Annotated in this window: 19 protein-coding genes; 14 read left to right on the forward strand and 5 right to left on the reverse strand. The window is 41.8% G+C overall.

The genetic code is table 11. The annotated features are described in order from the left end of the window. Window positions 1–1,038: a glycosyltransferase family protein gene (locus MKX35_RS13300; RefSeq protein WP_076300545.1), complete on the reverse strand. Its 1,038-nt coding sequence runs from the start codon at window positions 1,036–1,038 to the stop codon at window positions 1–3. Between the two features lie 206 nt (window positions 1,039–1,244). Between MKX35_RS13300 and MKX35_RS13305 the strand changes: the two genes are divergently transcribed. Next, window positions 1,245–1,655: a hypothetical protein gene (locus MKX35_RS13305; RefSeq protein WP_256716382.1), complete on the forward strand. Its 411-nt coding sequence runs from the start codon at window positions 1,245–1,247 to the stop codon at window positions 1,653–1,655. A gap of 90 nt (window positions 1,656–1,745) precedes the next feature. Here the strand turns inward: MKX35_RS13305 and MKX35_RS13310 are convergent, their stop codons facing one another. Together MKX35_RS13310 and MKX35_RS13315 are read right to left on the reverse strand one after the other, a co-directional pair. Beyond that, window positions 1,746–3,101 carry a PFL family protein gene (locus MKX35_RS13310; protein ID WP_256716384.1) on the reverse strand — a complete coding sequence of 452 codons (1,356 nt, stop codon included), beginning with the start codon at window positions 3,099–3,101 and terminating at the stop codon, window positions 1,746–1,748. A 13-nt stretch (window positions 3,102–3,114) separates the two neighbouring features. Beyond that, the gene (locus MKX35_RS13315) at window positions 3,115–3,384 is read right to left on the reverse strand and encodes an ACT domain-containing protein (RefSeq protein ID WP_042189980.1); all 270 of its coding nucleotides are present in this window, start codon (window positions 3,382–3,384) and stop codon (window positions 3,115–3,117) included. Between the two features lie 217 nt (window positions 3,385–3,601). Here MKX35_RS13315 and MKX35_RS13320 point away from each other — a divergent pair, with 217 nt between their 5' ends. The 6 genes from MKX35_RS13320 (at window position 3,602) to map (ending at window position 13,775) form a co-directional block, all read left to right on the forward strand. Then, window positions 3,602–5,233, forward strand: coding sequence for a diguanylate cyclase (locus MKX35_RS13320; RefSeq protein WP_076284628.1), 1,632 nt, complete (start codon window positions 3,602–3,604; stop codon window positions 5,231–5,233). Window positions 5,234–5,254: 21 nt separating this feature from the next. Continuing rightward, entirely contained in the window at window positions 5,255–5,629 is a 375-nt protein-coding gene (locus MKX35_RS13325) for a response regulator transcription factor (protein WP_076284629.1), read from the forward strand. Further along, a complete protein-coding gene (locus tag MKX35_RS13330; RefSeq protein ID WP_143759559.1) occupies window positions 5,616–8,873 on the forward strand; it encodes an ATP-binding protein in 3,258 nt (1,085 codons plus the stop codon). Before MKX35_RS13325 ends, MKX35_RS13330 begins: the two co-directional genes overlap by 14 nt. Before the next feature lie 267 nt (window positions 8,874–9,140). Continuing rightward, complete coding sequence (locus MKX35_RS13335) at window positions 9,141–11,003, forward strand: assimilatory sulfite reductase (NADPH) flavoprotein subunit (RefSeq protein ID WP_076300558.1); 1,863 nt, start codon at window positions 9,141–9,143, stop codon at window positions 11,001–11,003. 45 nt (window positions 11,004–11,048) lie between these two features. Next, window positions 11,049–12,773 carry an assimilatory sulfite reductase (NADPH) hemoprotein subunit gene (cysI, locus tag MKX35_RS13340; protein ID WP_076300543.1) on the forward strand — a complete coding sequence of 575 codons (1,725 nt, stop codon included), beginning with the start codon at window positions 11,049–11,051 and terminating at the stop codon, window positions 12,771–12,773. Window positions 12,774–13,028: 255 nt separating this feature from the next. After that, complete coding sequence (gene map / locus MKX35_RS13345; protein ID WP_042129378.1) at window positions 13,029–13,775, forward strand: type I methionyl aminopeptidase; 747 nt, start codon at window positions 13,029–13,031, stop codon at window positions 13,773–13,775. Between the two features lie 73 nt (window positions 13,776–13,848). Here the strand turns inward: map and MKX35_RS13350 are convergent, their stop codons facing one another. Further along, complete coding sequence (locus tag MKX35_RS13350) at window positions 13,849–14,253, reverse strand: CBS domain-containing protein (RefSeq protein ID WP_042189973.1); 405 nt, start codon at window positions 14,251–14,253, stop codon at window positions 13,849–13,851. Between the two features lie 181 nt (window positions 14,254–14,434). Here MKX35_RS13350 and MKX35_RS13355 point away from each other — a divergent pair, with 181 nt between their 5' ends. The 5 genes from MKX35_RS13355 (at window position 14,435) to MKX35_RS13375 (ending at window position 19,202) form a co-directional block, all read left to right on the forward strand. Then, complete coding sequence (locus MKX35_RS13355) at window positions 14,435–16,543, forward strand: methyl-accepting chemotaxis protein (RefSeq protein ID WP_076300542.1); 2,109 nt, start codon at window positions 14,435–14,437, stop codon at window positions 16,541–16,543. Window positions 16,544–16,826: 283 nt separating this feature from the next. After that, window positions 16,827–17,027, forward strand: coding sequence for a cold-shock protein (locus MKX35_RS13360; protein WP_036685790.1), 201 nt, complete (start codon window positions 16,827–16,829; stop codon window positions 17,025–17,027). 121 nt (window positions 17,028–17,148) lie between these two features. Next, window positions 17,149–17,376: a helix-turn-helix domain-containing protein gene (locus MKX35_RS13365; RefSeq protein ID WP_042189969.1), complete on the forward strand. Its 228-nt coding sequence runs from the start codon at window positions 17,149–17,151 to the stop codon at window positions 17,374–17,376. Between the two features lie 204 nt (window positions 17,377–17,580). Next, window positions 17,581–18,672: an LCP family protein gene (locus MKX35_RS13370; RefSeq protein ID WP_081383041.1), complete on the forward strand. Its 1,092-nt coding sequence runs from the start codon at window positions 17,581–17,583 to the stop codon at window positions 18,670–18,672. A gap of 44 nt (window positions 18,673–18,716) precedes the next feature. After that, on the forward strand, window positions 18,717–19,202 hold the full coding sequence (locus MKX35_RS13375) for a DinB family protein (RefSeq protein ID WP_076300541.1): 486 nt from the start codon (window positions 18,717–18,719) through the stop codon (window positions 19,200–19,202). 18 nt (window positions 19,203–19,220) lie between these two features. Here the strand turns inward: MKX35_RS13375 and MKX35_RS13380 are convergent, their stop codons facing one another. Then, window positions 19,221–19,430, reverse strand: a complete 210-nt coding sequence (locus tag MKX35_RS13380) for a hypothetical protein (protein WP_076300540.1) — start codon at window positions 19,428–19,430, stop codon at window positions 19,221–19,223. Window positions 19,431–19,553: 123 nt separating this feature from the next. Between MKX35_RS13380 and MKX35_RS13385 the strand changes: the two genes are divergently transcribed. Beyond that, window positions 19,554–20,705 (forward strand): substrate-binding domain-containing protein, encoded by a 1,152-nt coding sequence (locus MKX35_RS13385; RefSeq protein WP_076300539.1) that lies wholly within the window; start codon window positions 19,554–19,556, stop codon window positions 20,703–20,705. A gap of 226 nt (window positions 20,706–20,931) precedes the next feature. Continuing rightward, window positions 20,932–23,040 carry a DUF5054 domain-containing protein gene (locus MKX35_RS13390; protein WP_076300538.1) on the forward strand — a complete coding sequence of 703 codons (2,109 nt, stop codon included), beginning with the start codon at window positions 20,932–20,934 and terminating at the stop codon, window positions 23,038–23,040. The last annotated feature ends 13 nt before the right edge of the window (window positions 23,041–23,053 follow it).

Genomic DNA, 23,053 nt, shown 5'->3' on the forward strand with positions numbered 1-23,053 from the left:
CTATGGTTCCGTGAATATTTTTTTGAGAAGCAGCTTTCCCTGCTGAAGATAAGAATGATTGTACTTCACTTCCTTTAGAGCACGAGAAGCCGAACTTCTCCTTGCATCACTATGAGCAATATAGTACTTGAAGCTCTCAGAGAGCTCTTTAAGGTTCTGGAAACGAATAAGGTCTTCTTCTGTGATGGGGTAACTTTGAAAATGGGGATGATCTTCCACGAACTGAAATACGCCGCAAGCAGCGACCTCCATAATTTGCTGCACAGATCCTGTGCAATTGATGATGATCCTTGCTCCATTATAATAGTTAGATATTTCTGTTTTATCGTAGGTGATGTCTATGAAATTTTTGGTGGGCTCCCACCCGCTACCAAAGGTCATTATCTTGAGACCATGAAGTAGTTCCGAATGAGCTAGGGTTTCAAGAACACTATTCATTTGAAAATGGCCGAGAATGAGTACGTCACTGTGGTAACGGTTCTCCACACGTCTTGGATAATAGAGTTCTGTATCTGGAGCATAAGGGAGGTAGCACGAATGTTTCTCACGTAAACCTTGATAATAGATTAGATTAGCTATGTTCTGTGTGAAAATATAATCGAATAACAGCGCTAGATTACGTTCTGTTCGCGTAAGGCAGGTCGCATCTGCCATCCATACGGCCTTAGGAGCGTTATAAGCTTTGAGGGCAGGAATATTCTCCTCAGGGAACAGGGATTCTGATCCCAAGGCTAATATCAGATCAGGCTGATACTGGGCTAAATATTCTTCTAGATTATGATGTAACTTAATGGCAAGCACTTCTTTGACCAGATGCCTTAGCTGATCTTTAAAAAGTCGTACATTAGGCATTTTATCACTTATCTCTGAGGGGACCAGAAGCAATACTCTTAATTGCTTTAGTTCCCGTGTTATGGTTTCCGCTCTGTAAGAGTTCTCGAGAATGAGATTATGGTGTTGCGATTGATGAACTTGGCTGATGGAGACTTCGTGAGTTGAGGGCCTTTGAGGAGTGAGCCTAGTAGCTGTCTTCTTCATAATTCCTCCTGTATTCATTGGAGCCAGTCGTTCGCTCTAGCACCTAGTCTTGCTAATCATTATATGTGTAGGGGGTTCATTTGACTTTAGGTATAAGACCATTAATCTGAATCTTGAAGGAAAAAGCGGATTTAGTAAAAGATGTATATCTATCTATGACCGGATTGTCTTGTCTAACATAAAATATACTATAAAACCTGAAAGGGATGATCGTCTTGCCAACCTTCGATAATATTCTTGTTACAGGAAGTCAGACCATTCAAAATGATCTGCATGTTAACGGGAATGAGACTATCGATTCAAATCTGCACTTGAATGGTAGTCAGACGATAATGGGAAGCCTTAATGTGAACGGTAGTGAATCTATACTTGGTCATTTGGGTGTAACCGGTGAAATTAGTGGTGCAGGTACCATCAAAACTGCGACCCGTTTGATCGCGGTGAATCAGGCTTTGTCACCAGTTTCAGCACCTACGAGCCTTCAACAAGTCAGATATTTCGCTGTGGGAGTTTCAAGTCAGACAGGACTCGTGCTGAAGGGCACGGATGGAAATGACTATGTATTATTTATCGATTTGACCGGGGGAACACCTAATATTGGGATCCAGCGGGCTTAAATCTGATAACATTAACATCTTCAAGCTCTGAACAATAAAAAACAGCAAGTCGCCTAGGTACAATTAGGGACTTGCTGTTTGAGGTTTCTATTAGTTCTTAAAGCTGTGAATTGGAGCAGGAATTCGTCCGCCTCGGTTGATGAAGTTGGCACAATTGAAGCCGTTAACAGCCATGACAGGCGCATATCCAAGTAGGCCGCCAAATTCTACGATTTCGCCTACATCCTTGCCAATGACAGGAATGACGCGAACAGCGGTTGTTTTGTTGTTGACCATTCCGATAGCAGCTTCATCGGCGATGATGCCAGAGATCGTCTCTTTGGTGGTACTTCCCGGAATAGCAATCATGTCCAGTCCTACAGAACATACACAGGTCATGGCTTCTAGCTTCTCAAGCGTAAGAGCACCACGCTGTACGGCTTGAATCATTCCGTGATCTTCACTAACTGGAATAAAGGCTCCACTGAGTCCACCAACATAGGAGGAGGCCATCACGCCACCTTTTTTAACATTGTCATTTAGAATCGCCAGAGCGGCTGTTGTTCCTGGTGCGCCAGCTTCTTCCAGACCCATGACTTGAAAGATCTCCGCAATGGAATCGCCAATTTCTGGTGTTGGAGCCAGAGATAAATCGATAATCCCAAAAGGCACGTTCATCCGTTTCGATGCTTCCTGCGCAACTAGTTGTCCCACACGCGTAACTTTAAAAGCAGTCCGTTTGATCGTTTCACACAAGGTTTCGAAGTCCTGACCTTTTACTTCCTCTAATGCACGCTTGATTACACCCGGGCCACTGACGCCAACGTTGATGACACATTCCCGTTCACCGACCCCATGAAAGGCTCCAGCCATAAAAGGATTGTCCTCGACAGCATTACAGAAGACAACCAGCTTAGCACAGCCGATGGAATCCCGATCCTTGGTGCGTTCCGCAGTTTGAATAATGATATCACCCATTAATTTCACAGCATCCATATTGATTCCACTTCTGGAGGAGCCGACGTTGACGGAAGAACAGACTCTTTCAGTGACTGCGAGTGCTTCTGGGATACTGTCGATTAGAATACGATCACCTTTGGTGCACCCTTTTTGCACAAGCGCAGAGAAGCCGCCAATAAAGTTAACGCCAACTTCTTTGGCAGCCTTGTCCAAAATTTCCGCTACAGGCACATACGTATCCGTCTTCACGGCACCAGCAGCAATAGCAATAGGGGTCACAGAAATCCGTTTATTAACAATGGGTACACCGAATTGTCTTTCCAGATCTTCACCTGTTTTGACGAGCTTCTCGGCGGATCTAGTGATTTTGTCGTATACGTTTTGGTTAAAAGTTCTCATATCTGTATGTGCACAATCCATGAGGCTGATCCCCATCGTTATGGTACGTACATCCAGATTCATTTCACGGATCATCTTATTCGTTTCTTGTACTTCCACCAGTGATATCATGGTCATCCTCCTAAATGCGGTGCATAATATTAAAAATATCCTCATGCTGAAGCTTGATTTCCACGCCGATTGCTTCTCCGATCAAATGTAAATCCTCAACAATATCCTCAAATGCTTTAGTCGCGCCAGAAATGTCTACAATCATCATCATGTTAAAATAATCTTGTACAATCGTCTGAGAAATATCCAGAATGTTCAAATTGTGCTCGGCAAGATATGTACATACCTTGGCAATAATCCCTACTTTATCTTTTCCTAATACAGTAATAATCCCCTTCATAAATACAGCCTCCCTTTGTATATGGTGATTACGCCGTGTAAACGGAATGAACCATTCCAATCATTATTACAAATGCTGAAGCAAGCTTCAACCAAAGGTTTTTTGTCCGTTTGATCATTTTTATATAAAGTCCTATGAATTTAAAGAAAATTCGATTGACAGTATATGAAAAATATGATGAAGTGAGAGATTGATACGATACTCTGAAGGAGTAAATATGACTACACAAAAATATAAAAATATGGTTGAAGAGCGGACCAAACAAACCCTCCAGGAATGGTCGGAACTGTCGGAAGTTAACGAGAAGGACATTTATCGTTTTTTGCATAATTTGAAAGGTACGGCAGGAACAGTGGGGTTACAAGAAGTTGAACAGTTTGCCGATGCAACGTTGCCCTATTTCATGGAAAGTAGCCTTAAGAGCTGGTCTATTGAAGAGTGGGGCGATTATTTGTATCCGCTTATTCCACTGTTTAACCAAGATTCATCGGTTTCTCTAGGTTCAGTTAAGACGTTAGACAAAAAAGGAAATGATGATGCGCTCCCACATAATGATATTTTGCTTATTGATGATGATGTAGAATTAGTGGCTTATTTAAAAGAATCATTGGAGAAGCAGAACTATTATGTAAGCATTGCCTTGTCCGCTGAACGAGGTCTCAAGATTTTTTATGAAACCAAACCGGATCTAATTCTTCTGGATATTCTTTTGCCTGATATCAGCGGAATTGAGGTCTTGAATCAAATTATCGGCAAAGCCAAAAAAGAACGTATTCCAATCATCATTATAAGTGGGGAGTACTCCAAAGCGACTCAACTGCATGCGTATAGGCTGGGTGTGATGGATTTTTTATCGAAGCCTGTAGATATTGATTTATTTCTGGCTTTGATTAAAAACCGCTTTGAGTTAAAGCGGGAGTGGCAGGAATCCATCATTGTGGATGAATTGACGGGTGCGTTTAATCGAAAACACTTTAATCAAGTGATGAAGCAGCTGATTTGCGATTTTAAGCGCACGGAACGGGTGTTTTCTTTAGCACTGATTGATCTGGACTATTTCAAAAAGATTAATGATACATATGGTCATCTAATCGGAGATGAGGTATTACAGTCCTTGTCTGAGCTTGTAAAGGGTTCGATTCGCATGGAAGATACCTTTTGCCGCTTCGGTGGAGAAGAGTTTGCTGTGTTTCTGCCAAATACGGATGCAAGTTCTGCATTGACAGTAATAAACCGTATTCAGGAGCAATTTGCTGCCACCGACTTTTTTGCGAAGAATGAAGTCTTTCATGTGACCTTCTCGAGTGGGATATCAGAGGTAACAGAAGCTGAGAATATTGCCGATAAAATTGTAGAAGAAGCAGACCAAGCTCTCTATGCCAGCAAAGATGCCGGAAGGAATCAGACTACACTCTACACGGACCATTTATCGTCGACTAAAAAGCATTCGGTTCTAAATGTAATTGTTGTGGATGATGATGCGTTGATTCGAAAAATAGTGACTCATCAGATTGATACTTGGGAGCCGGAGGATATTGCTGAGGTGAATATCAGCAGTTATGCGAATGGGCTGGATTTCTTGCAATCGGATTGGTATTCCATAGATGAGAAATATATCATTCTACTAGATGGTGTGATGCCGGATCTTGATGGCGTTGAAGTCCTGGAAAGAATTCGCAAGACGTATCCGGAAGTGAATATATTAGTGATCATGCTGACAGGGAGAAATAATCAGGCGGATATTGTACATGCTCTGCAGATGGGTGCCGATGATTATGTAGTAAAACCTGTCCATATGCCTGAGCTGTTGTCCCGAATGGAACGGTTGGCTCATAGATTTTTGTTCTAACACGAAGGGAATTGTGCGAATATGCAAAAAATAATGGTAGTGGATGATGAAGAAGTATTACGGATGTTAATCGAGGATACATTGGAAGATTTGGAGAATGTTGAGATTCACACAGCGGAGAATGGGTTGGAAGCTCTAACTAAGCTGTCTACGGATCCTTATGATTTGGTGATTCTGGATTATATGATGCCGGAAATGACAGGGATTGAAGTGCTTCAGCAGCTGGATGAGGAGAAAAAGAAAACTACAGCTATATTAATGTTAACGGCCAAAGCTCAAGATGTAGATCGAATTCGAGCAGTTGAAGCAGGTGCGCGTTACTTCATGCCGAAACCATTTAGTCCGATGGAACTCTTGCAGATTGTGGAGGGGATCCTGAGTGGTGAAGAAAAGTAACGCTAATCACAGCATCAAAAATAAATATTTCCGCATCATTGTATTAGTGTTTTCTTTAATCATTCTTATGGGAACTGTTTTTTTTATTTTCATAAACTATGAGCAAGATGAATTAAGTAGAGAACGTGAAAGTTTGCAGTATAAAGCAGACACGATCAGTGAGATGGCGAGCACGTTAAATGAGGTGTTTTTCCGAGCTAGGGGATTCACTTTGCTTAAGGACGAGAATGAATTAAAGCTCTTAAATGCAGCCCTAGTAAAATTTGATCAAATTCTGGATACGTATTCTAATCTTAATTTATCCGCCGAAGAAGCCTTGTTTAGAGATGGTTTAAAATCATTTTATGTCCAGTATAAAAATAAAACGCTACCGGAAGCAATTCGGCTTGTCGAGGCTGATGATTATGCAGCTTTGAGAGTACTATCCGGAGATGGTATTACTAAATCAGTGAATGATTTTCTTACGTATACGAAAGAGTACAGACAGCGATCCGATGCAGCATTAAATACCATGGCTATGGATTATATCAAACGAGCTAACGAATTCACTTTTATCGCCTTCTTTTTTAGCACGATTATTCTACTGTTCTTTACCTTTATGATCTGGCGGATTCTTAAGAATTTGATTAATCCTATTTTGAAGCTGGAAGGGGCCACTCATTCCTTGGCTGCCGGTGAGGAAATTCTTCTCGGCAAGCTTAAGCATCAAGATGAGATTGGTCGGCTTTATAATGCATTTCTAAATATGGCCAGAAGTATTCAGGACAAAGAAGAAGAATTGATGATGCAGAATGAAGAGCTGCACGCGCAGCAAGATGAACTTCAGGATCAGCAGTACAGACTGCAACGTTCGCTTAGTGAAATAGAGAGTATGATGAAGGCACTCGATCAATCATCAGCGGTGGGGATCCTTACAGATAAAGGCGTATTTACCTACGCGAATGATAATTTAAGCAAATATACCGGCTATAAAAATTCTGAAATTATCGGTTTTACCTATAAGTTATTTGAACTCTATAATATATCTAGAGAACAAATGCAGAAGATCTTCAACAAATTATATACGGGCGGGGTATGGAGCAATGAACTCCAGATTCTGACTAAAGACGGATTGCCAATCTGGATGCATCTGACTGTCGTGCCGTATCTGAACAATGAGGGTGTGATTTATCAGTACATTTTTATCGCGTATGATGTCACCTCTATGAAAAGTGTACAGCTGGAGTTAGCGGAAACGCTGAAGAATACAGAACAGACCAAAAAAATGCTTGAACTTAATAATCAGCTGAATCATGACATTACGTACACCTTAGATAAACAAGAATTTGCAGATAAGTTTATTCAGTTCATGCATCACCTGTATTCATTTGATTCGAGTTTCTTCCTTCTTGTAAAAGATAAGATCGCGGCTGTTAAAGGGATTCCTCAGGAAAATGTAGCGCGTTATCTCGATAATGAGAACAATGAAATGTTATATCGTTTGAAGACGGAAAAAACCTATCTGATTAAGCGTCTAGCTACGCAATCGGAACAGGGAATTTCTGCGAATGAGGTCTACTGTTATGATTTCTATACCACTGTTGTAAATGCAGAAGATGAGATTCTAGCTGTATTTTGCGGAACCCGGATTGGACATTCTTTCAGTAAAGAAGAGATTAATGAGGTTCAAGGAATGATGAACCGCGTAGCTCTGGCGATTGAACGTTTATTCATGTACGAAGAGATTGAACATGGGCGAAAGCTGAACCGCGATATCGTGAATAACGTAAACGAAGGCATTCAGTTCGTGAGTACAGAAGGCATGATGCTTCAGATGAATAAGGCGCTGTGCAACATCGTTAACTATGACTGGATTGAAGGTACACTGACTCCTAGAAAAGAATGGATGGATTATTTCATCGAACGCTCGAATGAGAACCATGAGCTTCGGTCGTTTTTTGAACAAGCAATCTCTGAGGATGCTCTGGAGTCCAGCAGTATGCAATACTCTATTGGAACGGAATCCAAGAAGCATATTGATGTTTATGCGATTCCTGTTTTCCGCCGGGAGCTTAGAATTGGTACATTGTTTGTATATAGAGATATCACTAGGGAGTACGAGCTGGATCTTATGAAATCTGATCTTGTCAGTACGGTAAGTCATGAGCTGAGAACGCCATTGTCGAGTGTATTAGGATTCACGGAACTGCTATTGTCCAAAACCATGAAGCCTGAGAAGCAGCTGAAGTATTTGGAGACGATTCATAAGGAAGCGAAGCGGTTGACTGAGCTTATTAATGATTTTCTGGATCTGCAGAGAATGGAGTCAGGGAAGCAGCAGTATATCACGGAGCATGTAAATCTTAGTGAAATTGTCCTTGGGGTTATCGATCAATATAAACTTAGTAGCACGCATCATGTGCTATTGGTGGATGAGGCTCTGAATGCGGAGGTAGATGTGGACAAGGATAAGATCGTTCAAGTTCTAACGAATTTGTTAAGTAATGCGATCAAGTTCTCACCGTCTAACAATGAAGTGAAGGTACTGCTGCATAATGAGCCGGATCATATTATTGTGCGTATCCAGGATAATGGTCTGGGCATTCCAAAGGATCAAATCGGACAGCTATTCCAAAAATTCAGAAGAGTGGACAACAGTGCCTCCAAAAGAATTGGTGGAACAGGTCTCGGTCTTGCCATCTGTAAAGAAATTATTGAGAAACAAAAGGGAACCATCGGTATTGATTCGGTAGAGGGTGAAGGGACAACCGTTTGGTTTAGCCTCCCAATCCTTAATGCAGAAGCAAGCCGGCAGCAAGATGAGCTGAATAAATGGAATGCTGATAAAGAGCTCAAACCGAATGTAATGATTGTTGAAGATGATTATAGTCTTTCGTTGCTTTTATCAGAAGAGCTTAAAGGGAAGGGGTTCCGTGTTACCCATCACTATCATCCACAGCAAGCTTTTGATCAAGCCTTGAAAACACCATTTGTTGCGATCGTGGTTGATTTGATGCTTGGTGAAGAACTGGACGGCTGGGATTTGATCCGAATGCTAAAAGAGGATTCGAGAACAGAGAATATTCCGATTGTTATCTCTTCTGCTCTGGATCAATCAGACAAGAACCAATTGAATGATGTGATACAGAAGTATTTAACGAAGCCTTATCCGCCAGGTGAGTTATCGAATACGCTTGAAGAGATTGTGAAGATAAAGACAGGGGTAGGCGAGGTATTATTTCCCGAAAGTAAGAAGGATTTATAGTTTTTATTTATCACAATATTTTATAAATAGTATCATTTTTTATAATGAAACCGATCAAAACAGGGCAAATCATACTGTTTTGATCGGTTTTTACGTACTTTATTGATACTTTTTCAATAATTAACAATTTTTAGGTGAAAATGACTTCATTGATCGTTTACAAATATTGTGATAGCCTGATTTTATGAGGTTCTAAAAAAGGCTCAGATAAATTCAATTGAGGCACGGATCATAACCAGATTTCATGTTTAGGAGAGGTGGATATTGTTGCAACTACAGGTAACGAACAGTCCTTTTAACGAGAACCAAGTCGAGCTTCTCAATCGTCTTCTACCAACCTTAACGGAGACGCAGCAAATATGGCTCAGTGGATATTTGTCCGCGATTGGACGTACTACGGCGGCAGCGCCAGCAGGTGCTGAACTTCAAGTGCCATCGAATACGATTGGAAACACAGAGGTTGGCGCTGCCGTAACGAGCCAACCAGCAGCCTCACGGGAAGTGACCATATTATTTGGTTCGCAAACGGGTAATTGCCAGCGGCTTGCGGGGAGCTTGTCCCGCAAACTGGAAGAGCAAGGATTTCAGGTCACACTCTCCGCGATGAACAATTTCAAACCTACAGCGCTTAAAAAGGTTGAGAATCTACTTCTATTGGTGAGTACTCATGGAGAAGGTGAACCACCTGATAATGCAAGGATTTTTCATGAATTTCTTTACAGTAAAAGAGCTCCTCAATTAGAGAACCTGCGGTTTTCAGTTCTGGCTCTGGGAGACACCTCTTATGAATTTTTCTGTCAGACGGGTAAAGAGTTCGATCAGAGGTTAGAGGAGCTTGGTGGTAAGCGCCTAAGTCCACGTGTAGATTGTGATCTCGATTATGACGATTCCGTTGCCGAATGGTTTGAAGGTGTAATTGGTGCATTAAATGCAAATTTAAATGCTCCAGCCATTGCTGCAAAAGCGGTTCAAGCCGCGGAGGACGCAGAGTCACAAGAACCTCTATATACTCGTAATAATCCTTTTAAGGCAGAGGTACTGGAGAATCTGAATTTGAACGGACGCGGTTCGGACCGGGAGACTCGCCATTTGGAACTATCGCTTGAAGGCTCTAATATACAGTTTGAACCTGGGGATGCACTGGGAGTATACCCAGAGAATCATCCTGAACTGGTGGACGCTATTATTCATACTATGGGCTGGAATCCTAATGATAAGGTTCCGTTTAATAAGAAAGGTGATGAAGGAGCCTTACGTGAGGCACTTCTGCATCATTATGAAATCACTGTATTGACCAAACCTTTGCTGGAGCAAGCGGCAAAGCTGTCTGCTTCAAACAAGCTGAGTGAGTTATTAGCTCCAGACCGTGCTTCGGAGCTTAAAGCGTATATTCAAGGACGCGATCTACTCGATTTGATCCAGGACTTCTCACCGTGGGAAGGTCCAGCCAGCAGTTTTGTGACGATTTTGCGGAAGCTTCCTGCACGCCTATATTCTATCGCCAGCAGTTATAAAGCTAACCCGGATGAGGTTCATCTAACCGTCAGAGCTGTACGTTATGAGGCTCACGGTAGGGAACGTTACGGTGTCTGCTCAGTGCATTGCGCAGAAAGAGTAGAGCCGGGAGATACATTGCCTATTTACATTCAGCATAATCCTAACTTTAAGCTGCCGACTAATCCGGATGCGCCGATCATCATGATCGGACCAGGCACAGGTGTTGCACCATTCCGCTCTTTCCTAGAGGAACGTGGAGAGCTGGGAGCGGAAGGGAAATCTTGGCTGTTCTATGGGGATCGGCATTTTGTAACAGATTTCCTGTATCAGACAGATTGGCAGAGAATGCTAAAGGATGGCGTTCTAAGCAAGCTGGATGTCGCCTTCTCACGTGATACCGAAGAGAAAGTATATGTACAACATCGCATTTTACAAAAGAGTCGTGAGGTTTATGAATGGCTGCAAGAAGGTGCTCATATCTACGTTTGCGGTGACGAGAAGTACATGGCGCATGATGTTCATTCTGCACTGCTTACGGTAATTCAGAGTGAGGGCGGACTGAGCCTTGAAGCTGCAGCGGCTTATCTGGAAGATATGCAACAGACGCAGCGTTACCAGCGTGATGTCTATTAATGGATAGATGGAGTTATCGAATGACTTCGGGGGGAGATAACAACAATGGCAAACAATGAGAAGGTTCAGCCGATCGGCGGGCCTCCAAGTGATGTTGAGCATATTAAATCGGAGAGTAACTATCTGCGGGGTGCATTAGTTGAGACACTAAGCAATCCGATTACGGGTGGTCTACCTGAAGATGATAATCGGCTGCTTAAATTTCACGGAAGCTATATGCAGGATGACAGAGATTTGCGCAATGAACGGGAACGTCAGAAGCTGGAGCCAGCATTCCAGTTTATGCTTCGCGTAGTTGCCCCAGGTGGTGTAGCTACACCGGAACAATGGCTGGTGATGGATGATCTGGCACAGAAGTATGGTAACGGAACCTTACGTCTGACTACAAGACAGGCATTTCAAATGCATGGCGTTCTCAAATGGAACTTAAAAAAGACCATTCGAAGCATCAATGATACGCTAATGACAACCCTTGCAGCTTGTGGGGATGTCAACCGTAACGTAATGAGCAATCCGAATCCTTATCAATCTGAGGTGCATGCAGAAGTCTATGAATGGGCGCGCAAAGTTAGTGATCATCTATCCCCACGTACTCCCGCTTACCATGAAATTTGGCTAGACGGTGAAAAGGTAGTGGATAGTTTAGGAGATCGGGCAGAAGTTGAACCGATCTATGGTCCGGTATATTTACCGCGTAAATTCAAGATTGGTCTTGCGGTGCCCCCTTCAAATGATGTAGATGTGTTCTCACAGGATCTAGGCTTCATCGCTATTCTTGAGAATGATAAGCTGGTAGGGTTCAACGTTTCTGTAGGCGGCGGTATGGGAATGACGCATGGCGATACCAGCACGTATCCTCAGCTTGGCCGCATCATTGGTTTTTGCCGTCCTGATCAATTGATCGATGTAGCGGAGAAGACAGTAACGATTCAGCGAGACTATGGAAATCGTTCTGTCCGCAAAAATGCACGGTTCAAGTATACGATTGACCGCCACGGTCTGGAATGGTTTGTCGATGAGCTGCATGAAAGACTCGGATGGCAGCTTGAGGCGGCACGTGAGTACCATTTCGACCATAATGGAGACCGCTATGGCTGGGTGAAGGGTACGAATGGAAAATGGAATTTGACGCTTTATATCCAAAGCGGACGGATTCATGACCAAGAAGGGTACACATTGATGACTGGACTGCGGGAAATTGCCAAGATTCATTCCGGGGATTTCCGGCTTACGCCGAATCAGAATTTAACGATTGCTAACGTAACCACTGCCAAAAAGCGAAAAGTTTCTGAGCTGGCTAAACAGCATGGACTTACGGACGGAGCTCATCTGTCTGCGCTACGACGCAGTTCGATGTCTTGTGTGGCGCTACCAACCTGCGGACTTGCAATGGCTGAAGCAGAACGTTATTTGCCTTCGTTGATTGATAAGCTAGAGCTTGTCCTTGATGAAGCTGGTCTACGCGATGAGGAAATCGTGATCCGGATGACAGGCTGTCCTAATGGGTGTGCAAGACCGGCACTAGGCGAAATCTCGTTTATTGGTAAAGGTCCAGGCAGATATAATATGTACTTGGGAGCAGGGTTTACGGGAGATCGCTTGAACAAAATGTATAAAGAAAACATAGATGAAAAAGAAATTCTGGAGACGCTGGAGCCAATTCTTCATCGTTATTCAAAAGAACGTATGCATAGCGAGCATTTTGGAGATTTCGTGATCCGTGCAGGTTATGTCAAAGCGGTTTCGTCAGGTCTTAATTTTCATGACTAATCTAATTTAGACTGAAATGGGTGTCCCAGAGCCTGCATTATGGCTGCTGGGACACCTCTTTGTTGGTTGGCCTTACCCTAACCACATTTTCATAAGAATAAGGGAAGTTTTTTAGTTTCAGACAGGAATAAATATTTTTTTTGCTTAATGATTTGGATTTCTCGTGTTTTTCTTTCATAATATAAAGGGGAAACTAAATACAAAAGAAGAGCCATTGCCCGAGAGTGATGTGTTCTGTACAGAAGAGGCGATATTATGATTATCATGAAAACGATGGAAGAGATCGAAAAAATGCGTGCGGCGGGAAAAATTCTCGCTGAATGTCATCGTCAAATTGCGCAAATTCTACAGCCGGGAATTACTACCTGGGAGATTGATGAATTTGCAGAAAAATTTATACTGTCTCAAGGAGCGACTCCTGAGCAAAAGGGATATAACGGATATCCGTATGCAACCTGTGCATCTGTAAATGATGTAATCTGCCACGGATTTCCGAAGAAGGAACCACTTAAAGATGGAGATATAGTAACCATAGACATGGTAGTTAACTTAGATGGCTGGTTGGCAGATTCCGCATGGTCATATGGGATTGGCAACATTAGTGAGCAGGCGACTAAATTACTAGACACCACAAAGGAATCTTTATTCCGTGGTATCGAGCAGGCAGTTGCAGGCAACCGTATCGGGGATGTCGCTCATGCTATTCAAGTTTACGCAGAGTCTAATGGTTTTTCAGTTGTGCGTGATTTTATTGGTCATGGGATTGGTTCAGAAATGCATGAAGCACCAGAGGTACCTCACTATGGTCCGGCTGGCAGAGGACCTCGTCTTAAAGAGGGGATGGTATTTACCATTGAACCGATGCTGAACACAGGCAGCTACAGAACAAAAATTGATGCGGATGGTTGGACTGCACGTACCATTGACGGCGGTCTGTCAGCACAGTATGAACATACATTAGCTATCACCCCTCAAGGAACCATTATCCTGACTGAACTATAATTTAGGGTAGAAAATAGACCTGATTAGCTTCATCTTCTCATGATGTTGCTGATCAGGTCTATTTGTTGTTCAGTTAATCAGTAATGTTGCGAGTATAATATTCAATGATATCTTTTCGACGAATAATTCCGACAAACACGCCTTCTTTATCAATCACAGGTACAAAATTCTGATCTGCGGCGAGCGTCAGCATATCCTCCATTTCGGCATTTATGAGAACGCTCTCGTTATGAACATGCTTCTGGATATCGCTTACTGGAACTTCTCCTATATTGTCAAAAGTTAGACCTGCTGTGTTTTTCAGCTTCCACAATAGATCGCCTTCCGAAAGTGTTCCTACATATTTTCCTTCATTATCAATAATAGGGATAGCCGTATAATGGTGCTGCTCTAATTGTTCTAAGGCTTCCAGCATGGATAGTGAATTAGTGATGTAGGCAACTTGATCTTTAGGCAACAAAAAAGAGGATATTTCCATCGGCATGAACTCCTTTGTATTGAGATTTTTTTAGTTAGGCTACTTTTATTTAAACATACTTTTTGAAGGGATAGGTGTTTTAAATTTTATTATTTAATTATAGGTGAAAAGACCTATTTAATGATAGTCGTATTTTGTCGATTAAAGATAAGGTATATTATCCTAGAGTGGAGTTGTTCAGATGGCGTTATATCGTAGGCTTTCTTTAACGGTTAAATTTGTTCTGGTAGTAAGTTTAGTTATCATTGTTATCTTTTTCTTTAGTCTAATCGCGAATCTGCTTAATCTTCGAAGTGTGAGCATATCGAACGGTGAACTAGAGGCGGAAGTTGCTGGGCGAAGTTATGCGGAAACTATTCAGAATAGTATGGTAGACATAGAGTCGGCAGCAAAGGTATTCACAGATGTACTGGTTGAATCAAGAGAACATCAAACTTTGAGTCGTGAAGAAGTTATTTCTACAATGAAATCGATGCTTGAGAATAGACCCGAGCTTTTTGCAATTAGTACATTGTGGGAACCCAATGCCTTCGATCAAAACGATCAGGCTAATATCAATAAGACGCCATATGATGATGGTACGGGGCGTTTTATTCCTTATGTTCTTAGAAATCAAGGTTCAATAACGGTTGAACCCTTAAAGAATTACGATGTAGAAGGTGCGGGTGATTATTACCTTTTACCTAAAAAAGAGAAAAAACCGATCTACATTGAACCCTATTCCTATGAGACGACTGGCGGGGCTATAGAGATGATTTCGGTTATGCTGCCCATTTTGGACAAATCGGGCACTTTTCTTGGGACGGTAGGATTTGATGTTTCGTTATCAAAGCTCCAGGAGGATGCTGATAAATATAAACCTATGGGTGGATACGTTTCTCTAGTCACGGGTAATGGTAAATATGCAGCTAATCCTAATGATCCAGAAAGTGTACTTAAAGATTTCGGTGATACGGAAGAGAAAGCTGCACTGTGGAGACAAGTGAAGAATGGGAAGTCGGTTCAGGGGTACACCAATAATTCCAAAGGAGAAAATGTACTTCGTATTTTTGTTCCGATTCCACTGCCAGAAAGCGATCAGGTATGGTATACGCAGACTGCGATTCCTAAAGCTACAATCATGGCTGATTACGAACAATCGAAAACAGAATCATTTATTATCATGCTTGTTGGGATGCTGATTCTAGGAATAGTTATAGTCTTACAATTATGGTTAATGGTGATCAAACCGCTTCGAGTATTATCTGAGAAATTGCAGCTTATGGCTCAAGGGGACTTAACACAAACATTGCAGGTTCGAAATGATGATGAATTCGGTAAGATGTCTTCTCATTTTAATCAGATGACATATAAGCTTCGAGAAATGTTTGGACTTGTGGCTGATTTATCGATGTCAGTGGGTGCTACTTCTGAAGAGTTGACAGCGAACGCGGAACAGACAGGGAAAGCTGCTGAACAGATTGCTGTGGCTATTGGACGAGTCGCCGAGGGAGCGCAACTGCAGAATGGTTATGCAGGAGAATCTTCTCTGGCGATGAGCGATCTTAGCATTGGAGTGCAACGTATCGCTGACTCTTCATCAGCGGTGTCTGCATCTGCAGACGAAGTAACCGATCAAACGAAGAGAGGCAGTGCACAGCTTCAAATGGCTGTGAACCAGATGACAGAGCTTAAGCAATCCGTGGATGAGACGAGTCTGGCGATTGAACGACTAGGTGAAAGATCTGTACAGATTAGTGGGATTATTGGTCTGATCTCGAATATCAGTAAACAGACTAATCTATTGGCATTAAACGCAGCAATTGAAGCATCCAGAGTGGGTGAACAAGGTCGTGGATTTGCTGTAGTAGCTTCGGAAATACGCATGTTGGCGGATCAAACGAAACAAGCTGCCGAACAAGTTACTGAATTAGTCGAACATGTGGTCCAAGATACTAATCAAGCCTCACAGGCTATGGCTGTTGGTAATGAGCAAGTACGTATCGGTGTGCAGGGTGTATCTGACAGTGATCTTTTGTTTACATCGATTCTTGCTGAAATGACACAGGTTACAGATCAGATTCAGGAAGTATCTGCTGCTGCACAGCAGATGACTGCTGGTACAGAGCAAATTTCAGCTAGTGTAAAAGTATTAGCTGAACTTGCATCAGAAGCGTCCGCAGATTCACAAAGTGTTGCAGCAGCCTCAGAGGAGCAGCTTGCTTCTATGGAAGAAATCTCAGCTTCGACGGAATCCCTCAGCTCAATGGTGCAAGATTTGCTGGACAAATTGTCTTATTTTAAAATTTAAACTGATGTGATATCGTGATTACAGGTGGGAAACCCTGTCCTTTTCTAAAGGATTAGGGTTTTTCCATTTATTACATAATCTAAAAGGTATCTACATGCCATCGGATGTGCTATAATCAATATATCGAAAGTAGTTACCTGCTAATTCACATAGCGTAGAGGGTTATTCTTAAGATGACAATAACCTTGTACCATATGTGAATTTTTATTTTTTTAGAGATTTTGTAAGAGATTTTTTTGGGATAAGAATAACATGTAAATTAAAAAAAGGTGGTAATTATATTATGCAAACAGGAACAGTGAAATGGTTTAACGCAGACAAAGGCTTTGGTTTTATCGAGGTTGAAGGCGGAGAAGACGTATTCGTACATTTCAGCGCAATCACTGGTGACGGATTCAAGTCTTTGGATGAAGGACAACGTGTAGAATTTAACGTAGTTCAAGGCAATCGTGGTCAACAAGCTGAGAATGTTGTAAAACTCTAAAGTTGTGAAAAGAATCCCCAAACTTATAGTTTGGGGATTTTTTTAAATAAAAGAAATTATAAGTTTCACACAATACTTTATGTCTTATATTTCTCGCTTAGTAGAAAGGTGGCGGATGTAAGTGCAGGTGTTTGAAGACTGGAATTTAAAAGTGAAGAAAACCTTTAACGCTACAAGCAACAAAGAAGTATTGACTGTGTCTGAAGCCGGTAGCTTGCTTGGTCTGTCTAAAGATCAAATGAAAAGCTATGTAGACCAGCATAAGTTAACCAAAGTCCCAATTATGAGAAGTGTTGTCAGGTATCTTTTACTGAAAAGTGAAATCGATACGATCCTGAACAAAACCTAATGTAACCTCAATATACTTTGCAGACCCATCCTTGATAGGATGTGGTCTTTTTTTTGCCTCAAAAATTTCTTATAAAAAGAAACTTATCGATCCAATGATCGTCTATAATAATGGGATATTTAGGTAATGGAGGGTAGGCACAAATAAAAAGTGATGTTCATTAATGGTGAGAAGTCGCATAAACAGAAAGGGTAATTCATTCAAATGAAAAATAAACAGAGCACTCATCCACCTGCTTCATTTGCATTAAGTAGAATCGAGAAAAAGAAAGTGAAAAAGAATAAAATCAGCAAGAAAATGAAGATTTGGTATTTTTCGATCGCTACCTTACTTCTTGTTGGACTGGGATCCTTTATTTTCCGTAAAGAACTAATGATTTTTGGGTTTGATAATGTTGTAGCACCAACTATTGAACACACCCTTGAAGAGTCCTATGTGCCGTTGGAAGACACTGAAGAATCTGGATTACAAGCAACGACGGAAAATAAAGACCGTCCTTTCTCTATCCTTCTACTAGGCACCGATCAGCGTGGCAAAGAAAACGGACTTTCTGATTCCATTATTTATACAGTTATTCGACCTATAGACCATAAAGCACTGCTCGTCTCCATTCCCCGTGATTCATATACTGAAATTATTGGAGCAGAAAATATCAAAGGAGCACGAAAAGAAACCAAGATTAATGCAGCGCATTCCTACGGTGGTCCTCAGATGAGTGTGGATACCGTTAAGAATCTACTGAACGCACCTATTGATTACTATGCTACTATTAATTTTAATGGGCTTGTGGGTGTTACAGATGCTCTTGGAGGAGTGGTGCTTCCAATCACCAAGGTGATAGAGAATAAGAGCCCCGATCATGAGAAACTAAGAATTGAGCCGAACAAACCGATCTATTCCGGTAAGGAAGCTTTAATGTATGTAAGATATCGGGAAGATTCTGATTTTAAGAGAACAGAGAGACAAAGGATTTTCCTAAAAGCAGCGCTTGATCGGATGAAAAGAATAGATAATATTCTTAATATACAGAACATTATTGAAATTGCTGGCAGTAACTTTAAAACCAATATGAAGTCAGATTTTATTTTGGATTTGGCTAAGAAGGTAATTCTTGAAGGTGGAACCCCTGAAATAACGAGTCATATGCTCCAAGGGGAAGGAAAACATACGGATCAATGGTATTATATACTCGATGAAAATGATGTAAAGCGTACCCATGATATGATCGAGATTTGGCTGAATCCAGAATCTACGGAGGCTGATCTAATAACTGCTTCTAAGGATGATGCTGCATAATATTTTTGCTATTCTATTTTATATTCACACGGAGGTTAGCTTCTATGGCAGTAAAATCAAAGGAGCAAATGATACTCGAATTTAAGTCTCTTATTCCATTCGTGAAATCATTAGAAGAGGTGCCAGATAAACATTGGGATAAGCCCATAGCTACTGGTAAATGGACCGTGAAGGATATTCTCTGTCACCTCATGCTCTGGGATAAATATTTCTATGAAGGTGCTATTAAGAAGATTATTTTGAAAGAACCACTAACAACGAAACATTTGGATTTTAACGAATTTAATGCTAACGCGATTGAGTATGCCAAATTGTTATCCAAGCAAACCTTGATAGAACAATTTGTGCTCTACAGATCTAGAATTTTAGATACAGTCTCTGGATTAACGGATGAAGAATGTGATTTGGAATATAAGGATGGAGACCGCAAGAAGTTCAGTGTTCGCAAGTATATGAGAAGTTTTATACCACATGATAAGCATCATAAAAAACAGATTGAACAATTTCTAAAATACATACAGCAAGGTTGAAAGTTTGCCTTTTATGGCTTAAACTTTAGCGCGATTCTGAACCAATTTCATGGATTGGCGAATGAGTATTGGGCCGAACATGCTGCCGGCTGAGGCGGCTATAAAGGAATGTAAGGGAAACCTAATGGCAAAGTAAATGACCGTTCCAGCTACAAAGTCAATAAGAATGAATTTCTTGATCTCGGATAGTGGGATTGTGACGAATACAAATGATTCTTTATTTTTCAAGTGGTTGACCTCCTATTTGATAACGCAGCATATAAATCCACTGTTCATTCTATTTTGAGAACAAGATGTCCCATTCGAAATATTTAGACTAACGGCATAGAAGAGTAAAGGGTGAAGACTCGAATGGATAATCAGGATCATCAAAAAGAGCGGAAACCGCTATTATATATACAGACAGCTAATCATGTTATGGAAGAAATCAGGAAGAGAAAGCTTCAGTCACATGATCTCGTCCCATCTGAAGGGGAGATTGCCAAGTTGTACGGTGTCAGTCGCATGACGGCGAAGCTTGCTTTGCAGATCTTGGAGAAAAAAGGGATCGTTTATCGCCATGCCCGTCGTGGGACATTCATATCCGCTGATTACCACCATACACATTCCGGTGAACAGATGCTGGAGAAGGCGATCGAGGAGAAGAAATCGATACGAAGGATTGCATTGGTGATTCCTAATATGGATGATTATATCGGTAGAATAATTACTTCCGTCGAAAAAGAAGCGCGTGAAGCGAATTGTCATTTACTCATTCGAATGACTGGGGACAAAGAAGACGAAAGCATATGCTTGCAAGAGCTGTATGATGATCAAGTAGAGGGTATTATTTTATATCCGCGTGGGAGTACGCAGTGCAGTGAGAAAGTATTGGAGCTTAGTCTATTAAACTACCCTCTAGTTATCATCGATCGTATCTTTCGAGAGGTGCAGATTGACTGTGTCTACCATGATCATTACCATGGGGCTTATAAAACCACCCAGTATTTGATTGAGAAAGGCCATCAGGAAATCGGATATCTTTCAATGGCATTTGATGGTGTGACGAGCAGGGAAGACCGGTATAGAGGTTATCTTCAAGCTATGTTGGATCATGATCTGCCGGTAAACAGTCGTAATATTTACTTGAGCTGCTCAGAAGATTATATGCATCAGTTGAATGCTCCGAATGTGCAGTTGGCGTCATTTTTAGGTAATAATTCCGCTTTAACGGCAGTCGTATGTGCAGACGACTATATCGCTGCATCATGCTTATATACGGCAATCTCCATGCAAATATTGGTTCCGGATCAATTGTCAATCATAGGGTTTACCGACATTCAATTGGCGAGCTTGCTGCCTGTTCCATTAACTACAGTAAGACAAGCTACAGAGAAACTCGGACAAGTTGCTGTCCAGCGAGTTGTTAAACGGATGGATAATTCACGTGAAGGAGCACTAACGATTAAGATTGATACCACCATCGTCGAGCGAAGCTCCGTTAGACCCAACATTATTAAATGATCCGCTTGAAAATTACCTTTTGAGACTCTTTCCCCACATTTTTGTGGAGGGAAGAGTTTTTTATATCAGTGACATAAAAGCGCGATAATGTATTTATCATGTTATTTAATGATATTATTTCAGACTATTTGATTGTATAGATCAGTGACATATACTAGTCTGTAAATAGATCGTTGGAAATTCCAGTTTTCAATAAGCCATAATCTAATGGAAGCAGGTCGGGAAAATGAATAACACTAAGAAGGTCCATGTTGTATTTAAAACGCATTTGGATATTGGGTTCACGAATTTGGCTGCGCATGTATTAAGACAATACATGGAAGAGTATATTCCGAAAGCGATCGCTTTGGCCGATACATTAGAGGCTGAAGGTGGTCGCGCGCAATTTGTATGGACGACTGGATCCTGGCTAATTCGTTATTATTTGGATCACGCACCTGCTTCGGAAAGAGAAGCGATGGAGAAGGCAATTCGTAAGGGACATATAGTGTGGCATGGGTTACCGTTCACTACACATACTGAGCTTATGGATAAGGAGCTTTTCCGATACGGGCTAACGATCAGCCAAGAGCTTGATCAACAATTTGGGAAACAAACGATAACCGCAAAAATGACGGATGTGCCAGGTCATACCTTGTCCATGGTTCCGTATATGCAGAAAGCAGGCATTCAGTATATGCATCTCGGAGTTAACCCAGCCTCTATGCGTCCTGATGTACCAAAGCTGTTTCGCTGGCAGGCAGGGGATGGCAGCGAATTAATTGTGAACTATGCCGGAAGCTACGGAGAGCCGGTTGAGATTGAAGGGATCGACGATATATTGCTATTTGCGCATACGGGTGACAATTGTGGGCCGCCAAGTGCTGAGGAAATCGAAGAGCAGTTCCGTGAAATCCAAGAACGATACCCTGACGCTGAGATTATTGCGTCTTCACTAGATGCATTTGTTAGAAGTCTTATGCAAGTTCGCGAGCAGCTTCCTGTGGTTAGTGAAGAAATCGGTGATACTTGGATTCATGGTGCAGGGACAGATCCATTAAAACTTGCCAAGCTTCGCGAGCTTCAACGTTTGAGAAGCAAATGGCTGTCCGAAGGAAGCTTAGACGAGCATAGTATTGCCTATAAAGGGATGAGCGATGCTATGTTGATGGTAGCAGAGCATACATGGGGTTTAGACGTAAAGAAATGGCTTCCTGACTTTCGAAACTATGCGAAAAAAGATTTCAATGATGCTAGAATCAAGGACGAGATTGATGTAGACGATATTCCTGCGAAATTCAATTATATTGGTGCATTCGCTATGGATGAATTCGATAAACATTCTAGTGGTTTATTTACCTCAGAACAGAGCGTCCGGAAGTATTCGATGATCGAACGTTCCTGGGCGGAGCAACGGGGCTATCTGGATCAGGCAATCGCATGCCTGGATAAAGATAAACAAGCGGAGGCAAAGGAAGCGTTCGGTAGGCTAGAGCCTACGAGGAAAGATTGTTCCGCTGATTCTGAGCAGGTTAGTGTCCAAGGGGTGTACGCGGTTGAAGGTTATAAACTGACCTTTGGCGTGAATGGCTCACTTGTTCATTTATCGGACGCTAATGAGAAAGTATGGGTAGACGAAAGCCATCCCTTCGGCGTTTACGCCTATGAGACGTTTGGAACGGAGGACTACGCCAGATACTTCCGTACCTATATGCAAAATTTAGGCTTCACCCATCCATGGTCTGATGCCGACTTTAATAAGCCTGGCTTTGAATTTGTTCGACCATTACCTAGCCATCAGCTATATGAGCCCATCGTGACTGATATGAAGCGAGTAAATGGAAAACGGTTCTTGCTACGTTTACGCATGCCGGTACAAGCCTATGAATTATATGGTGCGCCGAAAGAACTTGAATTAGTGTATGATTTTGAGCATGAAGGTACGGTTGACGTATCACTGCAATGGTTCGGAAAAGAAGCCAACCGCCTTCCAGAAGCAAGCTGGTTCGGTTGTGCATTGAATGTCGATAATCCTAATCTTTGGTTGATGGATAAGATGGGCTTGCCAGTCTCACCTTTGCGTGTAGTGAAGGACGGGAATCGTAATCTTCATGCCATTGGACGTGGCGTTAGTTATCAGGGGGCAGATGGGAGCGCCTTTATCGAAACCATGGATGCTGCGTTGGCTGCACCGGGTCAAAAAAGACTGCTACAATTCGATAATTCTTTTGTTTCTCTAGATAAAGGATGGCATTTTAATTTGCACAACAATATCTGGGGTACGAATTTCCCTATGTGGTACGGTGAAGATGCAGTATTTCGTTTTCGTCTAAATTTACAATCGAACCGTAAGTAAAATAATAAATGTA

Origin of the sequence: Paenibacillus sp. FSL R5-0923 (assembly GCF_038009145.1) — a bacterium.
Classification (GTDB): Bacteria; Bacillota; Bacilli; order Paenibacillales; family Paenibacillaceae; genus Paenibacillus_AQ.